Source organism: Rhodococcus sp. (in: high G+C Gram-positive bacteria), assembly GCF_049299235.1.
Lineage (GTDB): Bacteria > Actinomycetota > Actinomycetes > Mycobacteriales > Mycobacteriaceae > Rhodococcus.
In genome coordinates, this window is the sequence record NZ_JBAQXC010000207.1 from 1 (window position 1) to 5,693 (window position 5,693).

A 5,693-nucleotide genomic window follows, 5' to 3' on the forward strand; every position below is an offset into this window, starting at 1 on the left:
ACGAATTACGTGATTGCAGAGCAGCAACCCGACGGGCAATCTCGTCGACGATCCGGTTATCGATCAGGCCATGCGCCTGCACAGTCACCGAGTTGTCGACCGACTGCGGTGCACCAGCACCATCAGCTGTCGAGGCGCCGCGCTGCGAGAACGCCTGCGCGATCTCCCTGCCCGCAGTCCAGAACCGATGGTTCGGGTCCAGCAGTGTGCCCTGCACCCCGAGGATTTCCAGGGCAGCGTTCTGTCCGATGCCGGCCATCTGCTCGCCGTACTGGCGAAGCCGCTCCTCGTACGGGTTCACCTCCGCCGTCTGCGCTTCCGCAGTCGACGCCGGCGCATCCGTCGATGCCGTTGTCGTGCCGTCCAAACCGACCTGCTCGACCGTGGTCAAGCCGTTCGGCCAGTTCGTCACGAACACCGACACCGCATTGGATGACGCCCCACCGGCCCCTCCGGACCCCGAACCACCACCGGAGCCGCCGCCGAACCCGCCACCAGAACCAGAACCCAGCGGAGACAGGCCACCGACACTGGATCCACCAGAAGCCCCAGCGCCTAGATCGCCACCCTGCAAGTACTGACCAGGCAGGAACATGTGCTGGTCAAACATCGGATCATCCGCGCCGACAGCGCCGCCGATGACCACACCCTGCGAGCCGTTCGACTCGACATTCGTGCCGTCCTCGAGAGTCATCGCAGTGTGACCGAACGCGCCACCGCCGTTGTCGTACCAACCGACACGGACATCACCGGGCTTGCCGCGGCCAGGCTGGAATCCCTTCGCCGCCAACCAGTCACCCTCGTTGACCGTGGACATTCTCGAATCGAACGGGTTGATCCCCATGATGTCGTTGACCGTGGCCGCGACCATCCCCGAACAATCGATCGAAGAGCGCGAGAATCCGCCCATCAGATACGTCGCCGGATCCATCGACTGCGCGAACTTCTTCCCCCGAACCACACCACCTTCAGCGAATGCGGGGATGTCATCGTTGTTGATTGCCTCGAGGAGCCCGCGATGCTTCTTCGTCATTGCGGCCTGGGTGATGAACTCGCCATCCGAGATTCGAATCAAGTTCGAATCCGAGGTGCCCGTCCCCGCGCCAGTGAAGTACCCGCCTGTCGCGAATCCTCCTTGCGCGGCATTCTGCATCCGCGCGAAATCCTCATCGGACATACCCAACTGGCGGTTGTAGGCGGAACGCTCCTGCGACCACCGGAACTTGCCGTCAACCCACACGCCGATCGTGCGACCGGTGTTCGCGGCAATGAAGTTGTCGACAATCCGCTGACCCTCGGCGGTGTTCGCGAACACCTCGAACGTGCCGTCCGGCAACTCCCGCACCTGCAACCCGAGCTTCTCAAGCTCAGCCCGCCGCTCCGGGGTGTTGTCCTCGATGAGAATCCGCTTGCTATCCGGAATCATCTTTACGTCATCACCGAGCGCCCGCATCAGCGTCGCCGAATCCTGCGCCTGCTGACCAGATAGCTTGAAATCCTCACGCATCCCAGACAGTGCCGGGATGACGTCCTCGCCTATCGTGTCCGCGAGATCGAGCATCCCGCTGGCTGCGCCACGCGACTTGTCCGCATAGTCGTTGAGGAAGGTCTGCGCGCCCTCCAGATCGGACGACAACCCGTCCATACCGAGCGCGCCGGCAACCTTCGCCGCTGCGGACACGAAGAACCCCATCGTGTCGAGCACACCAGCGAACGCTTCCGCAGCGATCGCCGCGAACGGTCCGATCACATTCAGTGCGCCCTGCACGAAACGGGCAATACCTTCACCCGCCAGCAGCGCACCATCGACCAAGCCGGTAAAGAACCCGATGATCTCCGGCTTGTGCGTCGACACCCACTCCGCGAGCTGCGACAAGTACGGGCCCGCCATATCAGCGAGCGCCAACTTCACGCTGTCCGCTTCAACCTTGATGGTGTTCATCGACGACGTCCACTCGGACATCGGGTTACTGCCCATCACGTCACGAGCAGACTTCGCAGCGCCCTCGACCACGCCGAAAGACGCTGCAGCCTTGGATGGATCCCACTGCGTAAAGGCCCCAATGAAGTCACCGGCCGTATCGCCGAGAAGCTTCTGTGCCGCGGCCGCTCTTTCAGTGGGTTCCGGAATGACACGGATGGCGTCGAATATCTCGTCGAACGCCTTCTCCGCGTCAGGACCACCTGCTTTCAGGCGCGCATACATCTCGTCAGCGCTGAAGCCCAGGTCGGTGAACGCTTCCTTGATCGTGTCGCTTTCCTCGTACATGCGGCGACCGAACTCACGCAGGGCATCAGCGCCGCGGTCGGTGTTGTCGGCGCCGTTCTCCATCGACTGGTTGATCAAGCCGAGCGCGAACTCCGCAGACAGCCCAGTCTGCTTCCAGCCCGCCGAGTACTCCGACATCGAGTCGATCAGGTCATCGCCGATGTTCCCGCCGCGCTGATACCCGAGGGTGATGACGTCGAACGCATCCTCAGCGGAGTCGACGAGGTCGTTCTTCATCAGCGCCGACACAGCCCGCACAGTGTCGGACATCTCGCCACCCATGAGGTCAGTGACGCCCTGCAAGCCTTCGATGACAGGCTGCATCTCACCGGCGGTTTCCTCACCGTTGAGGATCCCCGACTGGATCGCAAGCTGCGCCGTCGTCATGTTCGCCTGAACAGATTCACCCCAGGCGTTCGAGAAAGCGTTACCGGCAGCGGTGCCGATCACTTCCATCGTCGACTCGTTCACGCCGAGCCGAGCCTGGATCAGGTCCCGCTGCTGCTGCTGCTGCATCCCGTCTGCGATCGCGCCAGCCAGCACAGCACCAGCGGATACACCGATCGCAGCAACACCAGCCAACGCCGCACCGATCGGACCGGCCTTCGACCCCAACGAACCGATCTGCCCGGAGAACCCAGACAGGAACGATGCTCCGCCAGAATCACCGGCCATCCCAGAAACACGATCCGCGGCCCCGCCGAGACGATCACCGATCGAATCACCAATGCCCGACAATCGCTCCGAGAACCCAGACGAGAACCGGCGACCAGCGTCCCGGCCCTCATCCCCACCGGTATCCCCGAGACGCCGAGACACGTCCCTATCCATGCCGCGAGTCTGGCGAGTGAACTGGTCGGCGAAACCTTCCCCAGCTTGCCGGCCAGCCTGATCACCCGCACGTTCGAGATCGCGACGGAGATCCCGTGCCAGATCCGAAGTTTCAGCGACGAGGCTGACGTAAATACGCAGTTGCCAACTCAATAGCCACTGCATCTGCCCTCCGATCCGCCCGACCTAGGGCATAAGAAAACCCCCGGAGGATTCCTTCGGGGGTCATCTCGTTACGTTGTTCAGTTGCCGCCTTGCCACCTGTCTAGGTAAGCGATGGCGCTCTGTAGCGACCGTACGTTGTCCTTGAACATGCCAAGCGCGCGATTGCACGGCCCGCAGATCAGCCCACGCACACACTTTCCGCACGTCCGCGAGCGTGGCCCGCAGCAGTTGTGGTCATGGTCAACGTGAAGTTTGTCGACCACCGATCCGCAGATCTCGCAGCCCTGCTCAAGCGCCGCAGTGTACTGATCAGGGGTCACGCCGTAGTTCCTGAAACGCAGGGCATCTGGTGACTCTCGCCCGCAATCCCGGCACCACTTCGTGTCAACCCGCTGGAACCGTCCACCGCTACCGCGAGACAGTGGGAAGTCTCGGCCGCACAGGATGCAAGTGGCGTGCGACTTGCGATCGCCCTTGTGCCGCGAGTCCTGCGCCTGACATGCGCGCGAACAGTGCCTGCGCATCCCACTACCCTTTTCTACGTCCACTCCGCAGACGACGCACTTCCACTCATCCGCCCACGCCGACTCTGCGAACGGCTTCCCCCGGCGCTTCTGCGTGTAGTGCATACTGCACAATCCGTCGGACGATCGTTTTGGGCGGTCGCAGAACTCGACGATGCACCGCGGACGGCACTCATCCGAGCAGTACTTGCGCGGGCCCGCTACGCCTTTGCCGACCAGGTAGCGGATCAACTCCGCACCGCAAGTCAGGCACGCCCCGGTAGGTGTATGCTTCGACACGTCGAACTCCTCAACAGTTCGGCCACGCCCCGGAGGTGTTACCGCACCTGCCGGGGTCTCTTACGTCTCAATCATACTAGGAAGCACCGACTTCCTTGCGCGTCCAGCCCAACCACTCGTCCATCTCGTCCATCGGGATGGGGTCCTCACCGATCCGCTCAGGCTTCACGACACCCGGACGGGGGATCGGCTTCGGATGGTTGCGGTTGAATTTCGCGTCTGTCGTCTTCGACCACTTCACCCAGTGAGCCGTATCAACCAACTCGGCAAGGAGCTGCTCGAGCTTCCCCCAACCCGCATCGTCTGGTGCGATCGCAAAGAACAGTGACGAATGCGGATCCCGTAGGGACTGCTTCACCACAGCTTTCAGCTCGGACCAGTCGTGGTCGACGCCCATGCGGGACAAGCGGACACCAACACGGAGGCAGTCGTATTCGATTGCCTCCCGATGCTCGTCGACGAGCGTCAGGAGGGCTTGGATTCCCCCAGCGTGGCGCCCTGCGAATGCTTGAACCACTCGTCCCGCAGCTTCGGAACCTCACTCGACGGAATCAGATCCAACGCATCGAGCGCATCATCGTCGGTGACGAACTTCTCCACCAGCGTCGAAAACTGGTCGAAATCCGACAGCTTCCGAATCTTCCGCAGATCCCCGAACGTCGGACGCAGCGGCGGCAGAGTGATCGACACACCACCCTCGGACGTGTACTCGAAATCGTCAGCGTTCTTCTTGACAGCCATCGCAGACCTTCCTCATCGCAGACCACAGGTAGAACCGGCGGGGCGGCCGGTCTGCGAAAACCACCCCGCCGGAGAACAACCGGCCTACGCGTACGTGACGGCGTGAGCCGCCGACGCGCCAGCCGCAGTCGTAACAACCACGTTCACCGAACCCGCCGTCTTCGCCGGAGCAATCGCCACCAGCTTCGAATCCGAGACCACCTCGAAATCGTCTGCAGCAGTACCACCGAACGTGACAGCCGTAGCGCCGGTGAACCCGGAACCGGTCAGGGTGACCAGCTCGCCACCAGCGACAGCGATCGAGTCTGGGATGTGCGCCGAAATCACCGGAGCAGCAGGAGCCGAACCGTCTTCGTAGTAGCGGTACACCTTCTTGCCGGCCGAATCCTTGAACGCTTCGATCGTCAGCGTGACCGCCTGCAGCTCACCCGCAACGAACGCAGACTCCGACACGTTTGACGGCTGACCATCCGGAATGCAGATGCGAGTCTTCTTGCCACCCGAACCGCGCACATCGAACGCCCACACCGAATGCGGCAGTTCCGCGCCATCCTCGACGACCGTGAACCGGCCAGAACCGGTCTCAGTCACATTGTCCGGCCCGAACGCAGCCTTCATCACGTCCAGGTCGAACACGCCATACAGAGTGAACGTGAACCGCGATGAGTGCTCGGTCTGCAGCTGGGCGATGACATCGCCAGCCCAGTCACGGACAGCGTTCGTGGACCGCTCACCCTCAGGCTGCAGCCCATCCTCGGACACGTAGCCGAGGCCCTTCACCGCCGCATCGAACGGCGTCGACGCATCCGTGGGAAGCGGCGTACCGAGCGTGCCATTGAGAACACCACCGGTCACTACTGGCTTGGCATTCGAGATCTTGTCGA

The 5,693-nt window shown here is 62.5% G+C and carries 5 protein-coding genes; all 5 read right to left on the reverse strand.

The features are described 5' to 3' along the window. On the reverse strand, positions 1–3,265 hold a 3,265-nt coding region (locus tag WAX14_RS12210; protein WP_422628322.1), incomplete at its 3' end, for a phage tail tape measure protein. Between the two features lie 77 nt (positions 3,266–3,342). Further along, the gene (locus tag WAX14_RS12215; protein WP_422628326.1) at positions 3,343–3,894 is read right to left on the reverse strand and encodes an endonuclease domain-containing protein; all 552 of its coding nucleotides are present in this window, start codon (positions 3,892–3,894) and stop codon (positions 3,343–3,345) included. Positions 3,895–4,144: 250 nt separating this feature from the next. After that, a complete protein-coding gene (locus tag WAX14_RS12220) occupies positions 4,145–4,465 on the reverse strand; it encodes a DUF5361 domain-containing protein (protein ID WP_422628323.1) in 321 nt (106 codons plus the stop codon). Positions 4,466–4,533: 68 nt separating this feature from the next. Beyond that, positions 4,534–4,809, reverse strand: coding sequence for a hypothetical protein (locus tag WAX14_RS12225; protein ID WP_422628324.1), 276 nt, complete (start codon positions 4,807–4,809; stop codon positions 4,534–4,536). A gap of 84 nt (positions 4,810–4,893) precedes the next feature. After that, a partial coding sequence (locus WAX14_RS12230) for an IPT/TIG domain-containing protein (protein ID WP_422628325.1) occupies positions 4,894–5,693 on the reverse strand: 800 nt, incomplete at its 5' end.